Below are 17359 nucleotides of genomic sequence, written 5' to 3'. Positions count from 1 at the left end.
TATCATGAAAAGTTTACATAATAAATCATTTAAGACAATGCTAGATTACACACCAGAAGAAATTAACTATTACTTAGATCTAGCTGCTAAATTAAAAGCAGATAAAAAAGCGGGCACAGAAATCAAAACGATGGAAGGCAAAAATTTCGTACTCATCTTTGAAAAGGATTCTACGAGAACACGGTGTGCCTTTGAAGTAGGTGCGGCAGACCAAGGGGCACATACGACCTACCTTGGTCCTACAGGATCTCAAATGAATAAAAAAGAATCCTTAAAGGATACGGCGCGTGTTCTTGGTTCCATGTATGATGCTATTGAATTCCGTGGCTTTGACCAAGAAGACGTGGATACATTGGAACAATATTCAGGCGTGCCTGTATGGAATGGCCTAACCGATATGGATCATCCTACACAAACATTGGCTAATTTCCTTACATTGCAAGAAAATATCGACAAGCCATTGAACGAAATTTCCTATGCCTATGTAGGCCATGGTCAATCCAATATGTGTAACGCTTTGATGAGCGGTGCCGTAAAAATGGGCATGGATTTCCGCCTCATCGGTCCTAAACAATTTTGGCCAGCTGGTCCGTTCTACGAAGAATGCTTGAAGGTAGCGAAGGAAACAGGCGCAACGATTACATGCACAGATAATGTGGCAGAAGGCGTTAAAGGTCTTGATGTGATTTACACAGGCGTATGGGTAACGATGGGCGATACTTACGATATGTGGGAAGAACGGATTAACCTCTTTAAACCATTCCAAATCAATGCGGATATGATGGCTTTAACAGGCAATCCAAATACGAAATTCTGTCACTGCTTGCCAGCATTCCACAATACGGAAACGCAAGTTGGTAAAGATATCTTTGAACGATTCGGCATGAATGGTATCGAAGTCACAGAGGACGTATTTGAAGGTCCAAACTCCTTGGCATTCCAAGAAGCAGAAAATCGTTTGCACACCATTAAGGCGGTTATGGTTGCTACATTTGGCGATTATCCAATGAAATAATAGGTAGAATACAGATGACGGGAGAGGTCATCTAGCACGTATAGTAAAGAAGGTTATCATATGAATCCATATAAGGTATTTATCGTAGGGCACGAAGGAACGACGGGCCTTAGAATTCACGAACGGCTATCCGGTCGGAAGGATATTACATTATTATCCATTTCTGATGAGGACCGTAAAAATATAGATGTCATTGCAAGCATTGCAAAGGACGCGGATATCGTGTTCTTGTGCTTGCCTGATGCGGCTTCCAAAGAGGTGGTCACTGCTATCGGTGACTATCCTTGCAAGATTATCGATACATCCACGGCGTTTAGAACGGCTGATGATTGGGCCTATGGCTTTCCTGAGCTTGGTGAAAGCTACAAAAACGATATTAAAACAAAACAACATATTGCAAATCCTGGCTGTCATGCGAGCGGCATGATTGCTTGTATTGCACCACTTGTGAAAGCAGGTATTGCCCCAGCAGATTATCCTTTCACCATTACATCCTTAACAGGCTATAGCGGTGGCGGTAAGAAGATGATCGGTCAATATGAATCGGAGCCGAAGGATTATTTCCTCTACGCACCACGTCAATATGGCCTTAGTCAACAACATAAACATTTGCCAGAAGTAACCCATGTATGTGGCCTTACAGAAGCGCCCATATTCATGCCCATCGTAGACGATTACTACAGTGGCATGGAGGTCAGTGTTGGCCTACATACACGACTACTAGCCAAACCGGTTACCGTAGAGGATGTACACGCTGCACTGGTAGATTTCTACAAGAACAGCACCATTGTCAAGGTAGCACCACTTAACTTAGAAGAAGACAATAAACAATTGCTAAATGCTAACAAACTAAGCAATACGGATGGCATGGTCATCTCTGTAACAGGTAACAATGATCGCATGGTCGTTCACGCCATTTTTGATAATTTAGGAAAGGGCGCTTCTGGTGCAGCCGTACAATGTATGAACATCGCACTTGGATTGCCAGAAGAAACGGGGCTTTCACTATGAACACTGTAACAAATGCAATGCGGGCGCACATCTTAACGGCGGCCGTTCCATATATCAAACAATATACAGATAAATACGTAGTCGTTAAATACGGCGGCAATGCTATGACGGATCCGGAACTTAAAAAATCCGTTATGAACGATTTGCTTCTATTGCAGCTCGTAGGGGTGAAAGTAGTCCTCGTTCACGGTGGCGGTCCAGATATTAATAGCACATTGGAAGCTATGAATATTGAATCGAAATTCAACAATGGTTTGCGCGTTACCGATAAAGAAACGATGAATGTAGTACAAATGGTGCTTGCCGGCAAGGTCAATAAAGGCCTCGTAGCAGACCTCATCGGCTTTGGTGGCCGTGCTATCGGCCTCTGTGGTGTGGACGGTGAACTTATCCAAGTACATAAGAAAAATGAAGAACTTGGCTATGTGGGCGAAGTAGATACAATCGATCCAAAGGTCATCGACGATGTCATTAGCAAGGGATACATTCCTGTCATTTCCTCCGTCGGATGTGATGCAGAAGGTAATGTATATAATGTCAATGCCGATACGGCAGCCGCTAAAATTGCTGGTGCCCTTAACGCGGAAACCATGGTGGCTATGACGAATATCGATGGCGTACTACGGGATGTAAACGATCCTAATTCCCTTATTTCAAAGATTACTCTTGCTGAAGCGGAACAGTTGAAAAAAGAGGGCGTCATCGCTGGTGGCATGATACCAAAGGTTGACTGTTGCTTAGAGGCTATCAATGCAGGGGCTCAAAAGGTTTTCATCATCAATGGTGAAATACCACATGCCATCCTCATCGAACTATTAACCGATGAAGGTCTTGGCACAATGTTTGTAAAGTAATATAGTAGATATAACGATGGTAACATCATTTGCCATCGTTACATTGCATATAGATTGACGGCGGCTAGGCCGTACGTTTGGAGGATATGATGAGTAAGACACAAGATTTTGAACAACAAGATAAAGAGTATATAGCCAATACGTATGGCCGGTTTAACGTTTGCTTTGAAAAAGGCAAAGGTTCTTTGTTATGGGATGTAGAAGGAAAAGAATACATCGATCTTGGTTCTGGCATTGGCGTTACAGCATTTGGTGTAGACGATGATGAATGGTCCAAGGCCGTGATTGCACAAACTCATGCATTAAACCATATTTCAAATTTATATTATTCCGTACCACAAATTAAATTGGCTGAAATGTTATGTAAACGGACAGGCATGAAAAAGGTGTTCTTCTGTAACTCTGGTGCCGAATCTAATGAATGTGCTATCAAGGCAGCTCGTAAGTATAGCCATGACAAATACGGCGATGGCCGTAATGTTATCGTTACACTCGTTAATAGTTTCCATGGCCGTACAGTAACAACCTTGTCCGCTACAGGTCAAGATGTGTTCCATCAACATTTCTTCCCATTCACAGAAGGGTTCGTTCATACCCCTGCTAATGATATTGATGCGGCTTTGAAAGTCCTAGCAAACCCAGCAGTTTGTGCTATCATGATGGAACCAATTCAAGGTGAAGGCGGCGTTATGCCTCTCGATAAGGAATTCGTTCAAGCGGTTACAAAATACGCGCATGAACACGATCAACTCGTGCTTATCGACGAAGTGCAAACTGGTAATGGTCGGACTGGTAGCTTGTATGCATATGAACAATTTGGTATCGAACCAGATATCGTATCTACGGCTAAGGGCTTAGCTGGTGGCTTGCCTATGGGCGCAACCTTATTCAATGAAAAAACGCAATTCGTATTAACTGCAGGTGCGCATGCTACTACATTTGGTGGTAACCCAATCTGTGCCGCTGCAGGCTGTACCATCATTGAACGGTTAACACCAGAATTTTTGGCTACTGTAAAAGCTAAAGGTGATTACGTAAAACACGCCTTAGAAGGTAAACCGGGCGTTGTTGGCGTTAGTGGTATGGGCCTCATGATTGGTATCGAAACAACTGTAGATCCTAAAGACGTCATTGCTAAATGTCTAGAAAAAGGCGTAGTATGCTTATCTGCTAAAAATAAGGTTCGTTTGTTGCCAGCTCTTAACATCCCTCAAGAACAACTAGAAAAAGCAATTACCATCTTGGCTGATGTAATTGGTGAATTGGCTAGCAAATAGTCATAGATTGATAGATTCATTCGATTTGTATGAATAATTGATAAATATATAGATAAAATCCGATGAATATGTAGACTTTATATTCTATTCGTGATAACCTAGAATAAATAGTCTATATTGGAGGCGTAAATATGAATACAGAATCCTTACGTAATGATGTATTGGTTCCTGCTGTTGCTAAAACATTAGACATTGCAGCAAAAGCAAAACCAACAAAAGATGAGCTCTGCACAACTGCAAAAATTACAGCAGCTGTAGCGGTAGCAACTGCTGTTGTATCCTTGGCGGTACAAGCAGTATTGCGCAATCGATAAGAGAAGCATAAAGAAAACGACATGGCGTTGCCTGTCGTTTTCTTTTACATTTACCCTGTTATTCCCATAAATATGGGGATTTCCAGTATATTTTGTTAATCTGTGCTGAAAGCTAAGGAGGCGATACCATGCATAGTCGCGATTTTATTGAACAATATAAAACCTATGTACAAGATTGGCGTAGGTATTTTCATAAACATCCAGAACTCAGTAATGAAGAGTTCGAAACCACAAAAACTCTAGCCAAAGAATTAGAGTCCATGGGCGTAGAGGTTCATGTAGATACAGAACGTGGAACAGGTCTCATCGGCATTATCCATGGCGCTAAATCTGGTAAAGCGATTGCCCTTCGTGCAGATATCGATGCCTTGCCTGTACAGGAACATAATACATTTGATTTTAAATCCGATGTAGATGGCAAAATGCATGCCTGTGGTCATGACGGCCATATGGCGATATTACTCGGTGCGGCTAAGATGCTTACCTCGATGAAAGACCGTATCGAAGGTGACGTATACCTTGCCTTCCAACCGGCCGAAGAAACCGGTGCAGGCGCTCCTGATTTCATGAAGTTTGATAATTGGTTTGAAAAAATCGATGCCATCTTTGGCGGTCATGTATGGATTGACTTACCGGCTGGTCTCATTTCCGTTGAAGAAGGGCCACGCATGGCGGCTAGCAGTAAAATTACAATCTGTGTAAAAGGTAAACAAGGTCATGGGGCACAACCGCATCAAGCTATTGATGCCGTTGTCGTAGCCAGTGCTATCGTTATGAACTTGCAAACTGTAGTATCTCGTAATGTGAGTGCCTTGGACTCTCTTGTACTTACCATCGGTAATATTCATTCTGGCTCAGAATGGAACGTTATCCCAGGCGAAGCACAAATGGGTGGTACCATCCGTTTCTTTGATCCTGCACAAGAGGACCATTATGTAGAATCTATACGCCGCGTTGTAGAACATACAGCATTAGCTTATGGTGCTACGGCTGAATTGATTTATGAAAAGAAAGTGCCTCCAACCATTAATGACGCAGCAGCCAGTGAACTGGCTGAACGCGTTGTTATCGATACACTAGGCAAAGAAAAACTGTCTAAAATGCGCAAGGTAATGCCAGGCGAAGACTTTGCTTGGTACCTACAAGAAAAACCAGGGTGCTTTGCTTTTATCGGTATTCAGAACCCAGAGGTAGGCGCCACCTTTGATCACCATAATAATCGATTCACAATGGACGATAGCGTACTATCTGCTGCATCGGCGGTGTATGCGGAATATGCCATTGCGTGGTTGAAAGAGCATAAGTAATATATATAGCCTTATTAGTATCTTCGGATATTAATAAGGCTTTTTCTGTATTTTTCGTTTTTATCAAGATAATGATAAATAGAAGTATTAATATATTCTGATTATTATGCATCTTTACCATTCTATTTGTTATAATTATGAATATAAATATATATTTATATATAAATTTATACACATATAAGGAGTGTTATTATGCCTAGAAATATTAATACTGTTGGCGGTGGATCACAGACTAATTCTAATGGTTTAAAGTTTGAGCAATCTACTTTATTAGATGATGTATTACGAGAGAAAGGTTATATCGTTAAAGATTGTTATGTGTATTCTGGAGAAAATAAACCTATAGGAATGTCTGTGCATAAGAAGAAATTATATAGTGAGTTTTTAGAAAAACATAATCTTGATTATCGTCAATTTAATTCAAAAGGTTGGGAACCAGATGATTGTTATATTAGTTTTAAAAATAAGACTGCTTATATTATTGAAAAGAAGTTTCAGAAAAGCCCTGGATCTGTAGATGAGAAATTGGCCACATGTCATTTTAAATTATTAGAGTATCAAAAATTATTTTCAGCTCTTGCATATAAAACTACATATATCTTTGTACTTAGTGATTGGTTTAAACGTCCTGAGTATAGAGATGTTTTGGCTTATATAAACTTGATGGGTTGTTTCTATTTTTTTAATGAGATTCCATTAGATTTTTTAGGACTATAAGGAGGTATTATTATGGAACGAATTGAAATTACAAAATCATTTTCTAATAGTGGTAGTAGAAATGATGTCAGGATGAGAGTTGTCAATGAATTTGCTAAAGAATTACCAGGATATGGAAATAAAGATAAGGCATCTAGATATATTTATTATGTTGAGACACTAGAGAATGGAGATAGAATATATCTTCAACGACCAGTAAATTTACATAATGGATTTGATTTTCTTGTTTGTGTAGAAAATATTAATTATGCTGAGGGCACAGGAAAACGAAGACGTAATTATCCCAAACATACGGATATTGAAATCGATTTGGTAAATAAGAAAAATGAGAATCTAGAATTATATCGTAAACTTTATGATTTGATAGACAATGTTTATAATTGTAAGGATATTTCATCAGACGAAATATCAAAGCTTACTTTTACTACGGGATATTCTGCTGAACATATTTTAAAAGTATTGAAATGGTTATTTATTGAACAGGATATTAGATACTGGAATTATTCTGGTAGAGCAAAGACTCGGGGGATTATTCCTACAAAAGACTAGAAAAGGTTGTGATACCTGAGAATGGTTAATTATAGGAAAATCTTTAAAGGAGAAAATAATACTTTTGTAGAATGTAATATAAAGGAATTACTATATAAATTTATTAAATTCAATTGCTATCCTTCTAGATCTAGAATAAAATATAAATATAGATTTGAAAGGAGCAATAATATGAGTGTTATATCGGCTAAAGATGCAGCAAAAAAATGGGGGATTTCTCAACGGAGAGTAGCTGCTTTATGTTCTGATGGACGCATCCCCAATGCACAGCGTGTTGGTAATATGTGGGTTATACCAAGTGAGGCAGAGAAGCCGATAGATGGTAGACATTTGCGTTACACAGCAGAAAAATTATTACCGATTAAACCATTTTTGAAATGGGCTGGTGGAAAGGGTCAATTACTTTCACAAATACAAGAATTATACCCATTTGGAGATACGAAAATTAAACGTTATGCAGAACCATTTATCGGTGGTGGCGCAGTATTATTTGATATTCTTAGCAAATATGAACTAGATGAGGTCTATATTAGTGATATTAATGCTGAGCTTATTAATACCTATAGAGCTATTCGTGATGATGTAGATGGGCTGATTAATTTTCTAAAGCCGATGGAAGAAAAGTTTATTCCTATAGAGATTGAAGAACGTAAAGAATATTTCTATAAACAACGGAATAGGTTTAATGAGTTAAAGAGCAAAGAGAATAATAATGTTGATTTTGAAAAAGCTGCATTAATGATTTTTCTTAACAAGACCTGTTTTAATGGATTGTACCGAGTGAACAAAAAGGGATTATTTAATGTTCCAATGGGCGGTTATAAAAAGCCTACAATTTGTGATGAAAAGAATCTTCGTGCTGTTTCTGAACGCCTACAAAATGTAAATATTGTTCATGGAGATTATAAACAGTCAGAGAGTTTTATTGATAGCAATACATTTGTTTATTTTGATCCCCCTTATCGACCAATAACTGAGTCAGCTAGTTTTACGGCATATACAGAATATGATTTTAATGATAAAGAACAGATTGAGTTAGCGGAGTTTGTTAATAAAATTAATGATAAAGGGGCAAAGATTGTTGTTAGTAATTCAGACCCGAAAAATACGGATGAAAATGATGATTTTTTTGATGAAATTTATTCATCTCACTCGATTAAACGTGTCGATGCATCACGTATGATTAATAGTAATGGGGCAAAGAGAGGTAAAATAAAGGAACTATTGATTTCTAATTTTTAATTGGGAGATTTCTATATGGTAAAACGAGATTTTATTGAATGGTTATCTGGTTTTAGACCTAGTATTGCTGATTATGGATTTTATATAAACTTCGATAAGGTTTATCGTAATGTTGATAATATAAAAGTTGAGTTAAATATATTAAATTCATTAATTGGTTCTCATAATATTGAAGAAGAGTTTAGATGTATACTATCAAAATATCCAGAAGTACTACAATGTATTCCAATACTATTAGCTGTGCGTGCTAGTGAAATATATTGTCAAGATGATCGTGGTGGTATTTTATTTAACTTCAATCATAAGAAGTTTTCTTTATCTACTGAAGATGATTTAGATAAGTATGTATATTTTATGAAAGAAACTGGTCTGTTTGATTTGCTTAGCGAACATATAATAAACAATTTGGTAGATTATGTAATGGGTGTTGAAACAGGACTTGACTCTAATGGCCGTAAAAATCGTGGTGGACATTTAATGGAAAACCTTGTTGAAAAATTTATTATTAAAGCAGGTTTTATTAAAGGGGTCAACTATTTTAAAGAAATGTATATACATGAGATTACAGAAAAATGGGGAATAGATTTATTTGCAATCTCAAATCAAGGTACAACTGAAAAACGTTTTGATTTCGTTGTAAAAACAGATAACATGATATATGTTATCGAAACTAATTTCTATAGCGGAGGGGGTAGTAAATTAAATGAAACTGCTCGTAGTTATAAGACCCTTGCATTAGAATCTAACACTATTGATGAAATTACATTTGTTTGGTTTACTGATGGTAAAGGCTGGAATAGTGCAAAAAATAATTTAAAAGAAACCTTTGATGTTATGGAACATATTTATAATATTAAGGATTTGGAGAATAATATTATTAGTGAGGTCTTTAAATAATGGCCAAGAATATCAAGAAAATAAAAAAATGGGAACCAGAAGATTTTGAATTAGAAATGACAACTCATTGGTCTTTCCCTAAACGTGGTGATTGGGCAACTCATGATGCCAAATGGCGCGGTAATTGGTCTCCTTATATTCCTAGAAATTTGTTGCTTCGTTATTCACAAGAAGGTGATTTAATACTCGATCAATTTGCTGGCGGTGGAACCACTTTAGTTGAAGCAAAATTACTTAACCGTGATATCATCGGTATTGATATAAATGAAGTTGCACTAGAACGATGTAAAGAAAAAATTGATTTTGATTATGAATCAGCTAAAGGACGAGTCGAACTACATAAAGGTGATGCTCGTAATTTAGATTTTATATCTGATGACAGCATTGATTTCGTTTGTACACATCCTCCCTATGCTAATATTATAAAATATAGTGAAGGTATAGAAGGTGATTTATCACAACTAAAAGTTCCTGAATTTCTTGAAGAAATGAAATTAGTCGCATCTGAATCGTACCGTGTTTTAAAAAAAGGTAGATTTTGTGCGATATTAATGGGCGATACACGCCAAAAAGGTCATATGGTTCCAATGTCGTTTGATGTTATGCGCATTTTTGAAGAGGCTGGATTTAAATTGAAAGAGCTTATTATTAAAGAACAGCATAACTGTAGAGCTACAGGGTATTGGAAAACTAATAGTATTAAGTATAATTTCTTGCTAATTGCGCATGAGTATTTATTTGTATTTAAGAAATGACCATAAAATAAAACTTCATTATTGAATACTAGATGAGTATTCTCTGGGACCAATCATTTTTGTGTTTGGTGCCATTCTTTTGAAGTAAAAAAATACTTACACGAAATTAATTAATGGGAAAATATCAGAATTTATTTGAATTTCAAAGTTAGAGGTATGTATGAATATACTTATATGTCTCATCATTATTGCTATTACCGGTATATTACTGATGAAGCGCTATCAACCGCAGCCTATTTTGATAGGCATGGGCATCCTCATGATGTATATTGCCTATGAAGGTAGCTGGATTAATGCCATATTAGATGAATCTCAGTCTACAGGCGTTCTGGTGTTTGATGCGATGGATATTGTGCGGATTACGACATCAGAGAATGTAGTGAGTTTAGGACTCATGATTATGACCTGTGCTGGTTATGCCAAATACATGGAACATATTGGGGCCGGGACGAGGCTGGCTCATACATTTATAAAACCCTTGTATCGTCTTAACAGGCCATATATAGTGCTAGCTCTTATGTTTCTACTCAATATGGGGTTATCCATATGTGTACCGAATCCATTGAGCCTTGCCTTACTTATGATGGTCACCATCTATCCTGTTCTGTTGCGTCTTGGGGTAAGTCCTGTCGGTGCTGCTGCAGTTATTGCTACAGGCCATTTAATGGATGTTGGGCCTGGTGCCGTTTCGACATTGCTTATAGCTAAGACCCTTAATATACCGGTCCCAAACTATTTCGTAGGTTATCAGTTACGCCTCTATTTCTTGGTGGCTGTTGTGACGGCAGTAGCACACTTTTTATGGCAACGATATCGCGATCGATTAGATGGTCCTATGGATGTAGGTGACTGTGAAAGCATTTCTGAGGCGCCAATTGGACCTAAGCCATACATGATATTCCCTTTGTTACCACTATGCTTCATCTTGGGCTTTAGCCAATATGGCTTGCCTGGCGTAAAGATGAATGTAACCCTTGCCATGATGCTTGCCTTTGGTATTGCCTTATTGGCAGAACTCATTCGTCATCGTAATTTAAGGACTGTCCTTAAAAGTACAACTGTATTTTTTGAAGGCATGGGAAATCAGTTTTCCTATGCGGTAACCCTCATTATAGGTGGACAAGTCTTTGCACAAGGCTTAGTGAGTTTAGGACTTATTGATTCGTTAGTTAGTGCACTTCAAACTTTATCTCTAAATTCAGAGGGACTTACCTCTGTTATGGGTGGAGGCATGCTAGGCCTTAGCATGGTAACTGGCAGTAATGTAGCACCTTTATTTACATTAGTGCCACTCGTGCCTAATATTGTATCTAATCTCGGACTAGATCCGATTACGACCATGCTAGGCATGCAAAATGGGGCTAGTCTAGGCTTGTTCTTGAGCCCTATCAGCCCTGTTATGGTCGGTGTAGCAGGGGTAGCGCATATTAAGTCGGTAGATTTACTTAAGCGCACCTCTGTGCCTGTGATTGTAGCGCTTATTACGAGCTGTTTGGGGATATGGATGCTCTATTAATATAGATGAATAATATAATAAGGAATCTTATTTTGTAGGAATAACTTGTTGAATTAAAAATTTAATCTACTTGAATTAAAATAAGAAAACAGGCTCAATCTTAGTATTTCTAAGATCGAGCCTGTTTTCTTCATATTTATGAGAGGGAAATGGGATGGAAGCTATGTAATGTCATTTAAGAGTGCAAGGCATTGAGATATCCTTTTACAGGGTTAATCCCATTTTTAGAACATTGTAAAAAGTGTGCTAAAATATTTTCCAATGTGACCTCTGAATAGGACTGGAGCTCTCCTGTCATATAAGTTTCTACAGAGGTGTGGGTTTGGCTATTATTGATTGCCTCTATTGGCCTATGGTTTGTATCGAATCCTGGAATTTCCCGTTGTATATCTAGTTCCCATTTCATATACAATGTCATAATCGCAGTGACTAATGACTGTTTTACTGTTGAAATAGGAGGTAGTTTATCTTTTATATTTAAGAATTCATCAGGATGTGTATAGGCCATCATATATCCATACTTAAAAGTGATAAGATTTTGATCTTTCATGTGAGCAACCTCTAAGTCATGCAAGTAGGATTGCAAGACTGGAGAGGAGTACATAGACCAATAAGCATGACGAGATATGATGAAATTAGCCATTTGATCTTGGCATGCAGAACGTTGTCCTGCATTTTGTGTATTCGTAAATAGTGGCCATTCTTTTTGGATTATAGATATGATTAAATCATCTTTCATAATATATCTCCTATTTGACCCACGAGTCCTCTAATCTAAGGTCATCATCTTGAATGTGTTGCATAACTTCTTTAGCTTGATACGTTAAAAAGTCGATAGGACTAGTACTTAATGATTGACGATGAAGTTCTTGGATAAGTGCATTACATAAAAGATCAATATGACGCTTGGTATCGGTTAGAGGAGCATTTAAAAGGTCTGGTATTCCATAGTTTACAGTGTTTCCAAGTATAGGTAGAGCACAAGTATGTCGATAGATCCATTTATAAAATGGAGCATATGACTTATTTAATAGATGAACTATCAACATATAGTGCTGCGTGAATTTAGTTCGAGCAAGATGAGCTGCTACCATATCATTACGTTCTACCATACGTTGTAAATTGTATTGCCCTGATTGAGCGAGTTGATTGAGTTCATAAGCGATTTTTCTAAGCCTAATATCCTCGGGATAATAAGTGAGTAATCGTTGACGTATAGTTGTAAACGTACCTAAATTATCTATAAATACTTCTCCATTAGTTGCTGTACACAATAGGTCTTGTGGTACACGACGATATTCACTTGGACTTTGTGGTCCTTCTGGATATAGTGTGTAGCGCTTATAAAAGTGTGAAATACTTTCTATTTGTACTTGCCCGTAGGCGTAGTTTGTAAAATAAGATAATAGATTGTCTTTGTTTGATTTATATATATCATCTGGTAAAAAGAGTTGGCACCGTTTAGTAAAATCATGATCTTCTGAAAGCACATCATCGTAGCCAAGACATTCCGATCCGGTTCCTACTAATGCTAAGCAGAGGAATGGACATATATTTGGCATGTTTAACTCTAAATCTTGTGCCACATAATGAGCTAATTCGCGACCTAATTGTAGACCTGTTTTACGAGATGGTTTGGATTTCTGTTGTAATGTTTCAATTAAATCCTTTACATAGTCTAAATTTTGTTGTACCGATTGATAGGCTTGACTATCTATACCATAGTTGTGTTTTACAATCGGTAAAGCTTCACGATATAACTGAAGTGCTTTGTCGTAGTGGTGTTGATTTATTTCATAATCTGCACGATTATTCAATACTGCTGCGTACATTGGATGACTAGTGCCTACTTCGCGTTGTAGTATATAAGCTGCTTTATCTAAATATATCTCTGGAGATAGTTCGCTATAGCCTTTGATATGTTTGCTAATTTCATATAAATTGTTATAACTAATCGCAAGAGGTACTTGGTATTCTGTAGATTCTAGTAGTTCTACCGCTTCTAATTGTAGTTTATGAGCAATGTCATAATTATTAGTGTTTTGGTATAGAAGTGCCAAGTTATTTAGTAATCCAATATATGCGTAAGATGTATCTTCTAGAGTTTGAAATATTTCTTTTGCTTTCAATAGATATGATTCTGCTTCGTAATATAATTTTTTTTCTCTATATGTATTACCAAGATTTATTAAAATTGTGGCATATGTTTGCGGGGAATAGGACTTATTTTTTTGGAGAATCTTTAGTGATTCCTCAATAGCAGTAATAGCTTCATCATATCGGCCAACATTACGTAGAGAACCACCATATTCATTTAAAATTTCAATGAGCTTTTTGTCATTCTTTTCTTGACGACACAAGTGAATTGCCTTTTCTAGATATTCAATCATACCTTGTTCGTTACCTTGTCGCCATAAAGCATGAGCTTGTTGCAATAAGAATTGTATAGACTCCATAGAACCTCCTATAAGAGTGAAAGCAATTCTGGGGCTGGATCTGAAATAGTTGCGTGACTCACAATATCTTTTGGATATAATTGCGACAATTGGTTTTCAATTGTCTTTAAATCAGTATAGGATGCCGCAATGGAAATAATACTTTTACCACATAGTCCGACACCGATTTGTATATGTAATAAATCTACTTGATGATGCCAAGCTAAATAATTTGCTAAATGAAAAGCGGATACAGATGTAGTACATTCATAAATTCCTAAGTGAGTTACCTTGGGAATTATTTTTTTGTGTTGAAATACTGAAAGTACATCAGGATGAATTCCGGTGACAACCCTATATTGAATACATTCCTTGTGTTTTAATATACATTCGATTTGTTTCACTATATCCGTATCTGCACCGAGTAAGAAAAATGCTTTACCAGGGCAAATACGATACTGTTTGACCAGAGTAATAGGATAATCTTTTAATAACTGATCTAATAGTGAATATCCTATAGCAATACGATTTGTTTCCCAAAGACAAAGGTCTGTTTGCGATGCCATGGTAATCACCTCCTACCTATAATCATTTTCAGTATAAATAGAAAAAATAAATAGAACAATAGAGAAAAGCTTGAAGGTTCGATTATTACCTAAAATAGGTTTGTATATTACCACTCTGAAATATTAATTTATAAACATTATATGTGTTAAATGGAAAATAGTACTCTAGGAAAAAAGAGGTCTGAAATTTACAACAAAGATGACAGGAAAGTCTTATAAGTATGCACGAATATTATGATAGGATTTTCTTAAGAAGCATGCTAAGTATTCTGAATTTGCATGAGGAGAAACGAAAAACAGATGAATAGCATGATGGAGTATTTTACGTTGTTAGGAGGTTAGAAAATGCTAGAACGAGGATTTAGTAAACCCACAGAACGAATTGAGAAATTAAGACAAGTAATTATTGATGCAGTACCACAGGTAGAATCAGAACGTGCCGTTTTAATTACACAATCCTATAAGGAAACGGAAGGTCAACCTACTATTATTCGTCGTGCAAAAGCAGTTGAGAAAATCTTTAATGAGTTACCAATTACAATTCGAGATAATGAATTAGTAGTTGGGTCCATTACAGTAAATCCAAGATCTACTGAAATATGCCCAGAATTCTCTTATGATTGGGTAGAAAAAGAATTCCATACCATGCATAACCGTATGGCGGACCCATTTGAAATTTCTGAAAAGGTGCAACATGAATTACATGATGCATTTTTATACTGGGATGGAAAAACAACGAGTGCTTTAGCTGATTCCTATATGGAACCAGATACAAAAGCTTGTATTTCTAATGGAGTATTTACGGTTGGCAACTATTTCTACGGCGGCGTAGGTCACGTAAATGTAGACTATGGTAAAATCCTGAAAAAAGGTTTCCGCGGTATATTGGAAGAAACAATAACAGCTTTAAATGCGTTGGATGAAGATGATCCAAGTAGTATTAAGAAAAAACAATTCTATAATGCCGTTATTATTTCTTATAATGCAGCTATCCGGTTTGCACATCGCTATGCAGACAAAGCACGTGAATTGGCTTTAAAAACTTCTTGCCCAACTCGCAAAGCAGAATTAGAACAAATCGCAGCCAATTGTGATCGAGTTCCTGAATTCGGTGCTCGTAATTTCTGGGAAGCATGTCAATCTTTTTGGTTTATTCAAATTATGGTACAAATTGAATCAAATGGTCATTCAATTTCACCAGGTCGCTTTGACCAATATATGTATCCATATTTGAAAGACGATCCAATTGATCGTGTTAAAGCGCAAGAATTGGTAGATTGTATTTGGGTTAAGTTAAATGATATTAATAAAACACGTGATGAAGTTTCTGCACAAGCATTTGCTGGCTATGCAGTATTCCAAAACCTTTGCGTAGGTGGCCAAGATGAAGAAGGTAAGGATGCTACAAATGAAGTATCCTACATGTGTATGGAAGCCGTAGCGCATGTACGTTTGCCTGCACCATCTTTCTCAGTTCGTGTACATCAAAATTCTCCAATGGAATTTTTATATCGAGCATGTGAAGTTTCCCGTTTAGGTTATGGTGTGCCAGCATTCTATAATGACGAAGTTATTATCCTAGCATTAGTATCTCGTGGTGTAGCCTTAAAGGATGCACGCGATTACAGCATTATCGGCTGCGTAGAACCGCAAGCGGGCCATCGTACCGAAGGTTGGCATGATGCAGCATTCTTCAATATTGCTAAGGTTCTTGAAATTACACTTAATAATGGTCGTTGTAAAGGAAAACAATTGGGACCAAAAACTGGTGAGCTAGAAGAGTTAGATAGCATGGAAAAAATTCTTGCGGCTTATCAAAAACAAATGGAATACTTTGTTCGCCATTTAGCTAAAGCTGATAATGCAGTTGACTATGCACATATGGAACGTGCTCCTTTACCATTTATGTCAGCTATGGTTGATGATTGTATCAAACGCGGTAAATCTTGCCAAGAAGGCGGTGCAATCTATAACTTTACAGGACCTCAAGCATTTGGTATTGCTGATGCGGGTGACTCTTTATATGCTATTCAAAAAAATGTATTTGAAGATAAACGTATTACATTAAAAGAATTACGTGATGCTTTGGAAGCTAACTTTGGGTATAGTGATGCAGCAGCACCTATTTGTACTCCATCTATTTCTGAAGCTACTTTAGATGAAGCTCAAATTTATGAAGCTGTCAAGAAAATCTTATCATCTACAGGATCCATTGATATTGCTACATTAGAGTCTCACTTAAAACAAGGGGCAGGCACAAGCTGTGGCTGTAAATCTCAATCTGATCCAAGTAAATATGCGACAATTCACAATATCTTAAAGAACACAGATTCCTTTGGTAATGATCTTGAAGAAGTTGATGAATTTGCATATCGTTGCGGTAAAATCTACTGTAATGAAGTTGATAAGTATATGAACCCACGTGGTGGTCAATTCCAAGCTGGTATTTATCCAGTATCTGCAAACGTTTTATTTGGTAAAGATGTAGCAGCCTTACCAGATGGTCGCTTAGCGACAGAACCATTGGCAGATGGTGTATCACCTCGACAAGGTAATGATGTTAATGGTCCAACAGCAGCATCTAACTCTGTTGCAAAATTAGACCATGCACAAGCTTCGAATGGTACATTATATAATCAAAAATTCACTCCTGCAGCAGTTAGTGGTGAACAAGGTTTGAAAAACTTCGTATCCATTATTAAGAGCTTCTTTGATAAAAAAGGTAGTCATGTTCAATTTAACGTAGTTGATAAACAAACATTAATTAATGCACAGGAACATCCTGAAGATAACCAAGATTTGATTGTTCGTGTAGCAGGTTATAGTGCTCACTTCGTTACATTGGCAAAAGAAGTACAAGATGACATCATTAATCGTACAGAACATGATATGTAGGTGCATATA

16 protein-coding genes are annotated in these 17359 nt (G+C 37.0%); 13 read left to right on the top strand and 3 right to left on the bottom strand.

The window, feature by feature from the left end:
* The first annotated feature begins 4 nt into the window (after positions 1 to 4).
* The 12 genes from argF (at position 5) to dcuC (ending at position 11454) form a co-directional block, all read left to right on the top strand.
* Positions 5 to 1015: an ornithine carbamoyltransferase gene (gene argF, locus HMPREF1504_RS04605; protein WP_005381885.1), complete on the top strand. Its 1011-nt coding sequence runs from the start codon at positions 5 to 7 to the stop codon at positions 1013 to 1015.
* A 60-nt stretch (positions 1016 to 1075) separates the two neighbouring features.
* On the top strand, positions 1076 to 2026 hold the full coding sequence (gene argC, locus HMPREF1504_RS04600) for an N-acetyl-gamma-glutamyl-phosphate reductase (RefSeq protein WP_038123817.1): 951 nt from the start codon (positions 1076 to 1078) through the stop codon (positions 2024 to 2026).
* Positions 2023 to 2880 (top strand): acetylglutamate kinase, encoded by an 858-nt coding sequence (gene argB, locus HMPREF1504_RS04595; protein WP_038123814.1) that lies wholly within the window; start codon positions 2023 to 2025, stop codon positions 2878 to 2880. The genes argC and argB overlap by 4 nt, the downstream gene beginning before the upstream one ends.
* An 89-nt stretch (positions 2881 to 2969) precedes the next feature.
* Positions 2970 to 4157, top strand: a complete 1188-nt coding sequence (locus HMPREF1504_RS04590; RefSeq protein WP_005382907.1) for an aspartate aminotransferase family protein — start codon at positions 2970 to 2972, stop codon at positions 4155 to 4157.
* 131 nt (positions 4158 to 4288) lie between these two features.
* Positions 4289 to 4471 (top strand): hypothetical protein, encoded by a 183-nt coding sequence (locus HMPREF1504_RS04585; RefSeq protein WP_005378597.1) that lies wholly within the window; start codon positions 4289 to 4291, stop codon positions 4469 to 4471.
* 128 nt (positions 4472 to 4599) lie between these two features.
* Positions 4600 to 5778, top strand: coding sequence for a M20 family metallopeptidase (locus HMPREF1504_RS04580; protein WP_038123811.1), 1179 nt, complete (start codon positions 4600 to 4602; stop codon positions 5776 to 5778).
* 192 nt (positions 5779 to 5970) lie between these two features.
* The gene (locus HMPREF1504_RS04575; protein WP_038123808.1) at positions 5971 to 6495 is read left to right on the top strand and encodes a hypothetical protein; all 525 of its coding nucleotides are present in this window, start codon (positions 5971 to 5973) and stop codon (positions 6493 to 6495) included.
* A 12-nt stretch (positions 6496 to 6507) separates the two neighbouring features.
* Complete coding sequence (locus HMPREF1504_RS04570) at positions 6508 to 7044, top strand: hypothetical protein (RefSeq protein WP_038123807.1); 537 nt, start codon at positions 6508 to 6510, stop codon at positions 7042 to 7044.
* Between the two features lie 171 nt (positions 7045 to 7215).
* Positions 7216 to 8286: a Dam family site-specific DNA-(adenine-N6)-methyltransferase gene (locus HMPREF1504_RS04565; protein ID WP_038123806.1), complete on the top strand. Its 1071-nt coding sequence runs from the start codon at positions 7216 to 7218 to the stop codon at positions 8284 to 8286.
* Positions 8287 to 8301: 15 nt separating this feature from the next.
* Positions 8302 to 9183 (top strand): type II restriction endonuclease, encoded by an 882-nt coding sequence (locus HMPREF1504_RS04560; protein ID WP_038123801.1) that lies wholly within the window; start codon positions 8302 to 8304, stop codon positions 9181 to 9183.
* Entirely contained in the window at positions 9183 to 9938 is a 756-nt protein-coding gene (locus HMPREF1504_RS04555) for a TRM11 family methyltransferase (RefSeq protein WP_038123800.1), read from the top strand. Before HMPREF1504_RS04560 ends, HMPREF1504_RS04555 begins: the two co-directional genes overlap by 1 nt.
* A gap of 160 nt (positions 9939 to 10098) precedes the next feature.
* Positions 10099 to 11454, top strand: coding sequence for a C4-dicarboxylate transporter DcuC (gene dcuC / locus HMPREF1504_RS04550; protein ID WP_038123798.1), 1356 nt, complete (start codon positions 10099 to 10101; stop codon positions 11452 to 11454).
* Positions 11455 to 11629: 175 nt separating this feature from the next.
* Here dcuC and HMPREF1504_RS04545 read toward each other — a convergent pair whose 3' ends face one another.
* Genes HMPREF1504_RS04545 through HMPREF1504_RS04535 form a run of 3 tightly spaced genes read right to left on the bottom strand, consistent with a single transcriptional unit; the run spans position 11630 to position 14455 of the window.
* Positions 11630 to 12193 carry a DUF4125 family protein gene (locus HMPREF1504_RS04545; protein ID WP_038123796.1) on the bottom strand — a complete coding sequence of 188 codons (564 nt, stop codon included), beginning with the start codon at positions 12191 to 12193 and terminating at the stop codon, positions 11630 to 11632.
* Positions 12194 to 12203: 10 nt separating this feature from the next.
* Positions 12204 to 13910 carry a DUF4037 domain-containing protein gene (locus tag HMPREF1504_RS04540; protein WP_038123793.1) on the bottom strand — a complete coding sequence of 569 codons (1707 nt, stop codon included), beginning with the start codon at positions 13908 to 13910 and terminating at the stop codon, positions 12204 to 12206.
* 8 nt (positions 13911 to 13918) lie between these two features.
* The gene (locus tag HMPREF1504_RS04535; protein ID WP_038123789.1) at positions 13919 to 14455 is read right to left on the bottom strand and encodes a hypothetical protein; all 537 of its coding nucleotides are present in this window, start codon (positions 14453 to 14455) and stop codon (positions 13919 to 13921) included.
* A 345-nt stretch (positions 14456 to 14800) separates the two neighbouring features.
* Here HMPREF1504_RS04535 and HMPREF1504_RS04530 point away from each other — a divergent pair, with 345 nt between their 5' ends.
* Positions 14801 to 17350 carry a glycyl radical protein gene (locus HMPREF1504_RS04530; RefSeq protein ID WP_038123788.1) on the top strand — a complete coding sequence of 850 codons (2550 nt, stop codon included), beginning with the start codon at positions 14801 to 14803 and terminating at the stop codon, positions 17348 to 17350.
* The last annotated feature ends 9 nt before the right edge of the window (positions 17351 to 17359 follow it).

This window comes from Veillonella sp. ICM51a (assembly GCF_000524355.1).
In the GTDB taxonomy this organism is placed as follows: domain Bacteria; phylum Bacillota; class Negativicutes; order Veillonellales; family Veillonellaceae; genus Veillonella; species Veillonella atypica.
The sequence above is the reverse complement of the archived record's forward strand: the minus strand, read 5'-3'. Positions and strand labels throughout refer to the sequence as shown.